Below are 246 nucleotides of genomic sequence, written 5' to 3' on the forward strand. Positions count from 1 at the left end.
CTGGAACCGCCGGCCGTCATGTTCGATCCGGCTCACCGGTGCCTGTTCATACACCGCTGCGCCACAGCGCTGCGCCTCGCGGGCGAAGGCCGGCGATACCAGGCGTGGATAGGCGTGGCCGTCCTCGGGGCAGAACGAAGCGCCCACGGCGATATCGCCCACCCACGCAAATCGCTGGCGCAATTGGGTGTAATCGAGCAATTGCAGGTTCAGGCCAAAGCCACGGGTGTGCGCGGCATAGGCTTG

Annotated in this window: 1 protein-coding gene; it reads right to left on the reverse strand. The window is 65.9% G+C overall.

The window, feature by feature from the left end; all coding sequences use genetic code 11:
• Positions 1–246: FAD-dependent oxidoreductase (locus tag AC0L3U_RS40005; protein ID WP_473365211.1), on the reverse strand; the 246-nt coding region annotated here is incomplete at both ends.

Source organism: Bradyrhizobium sp. Kon69, from assembly GCF_055807515.1.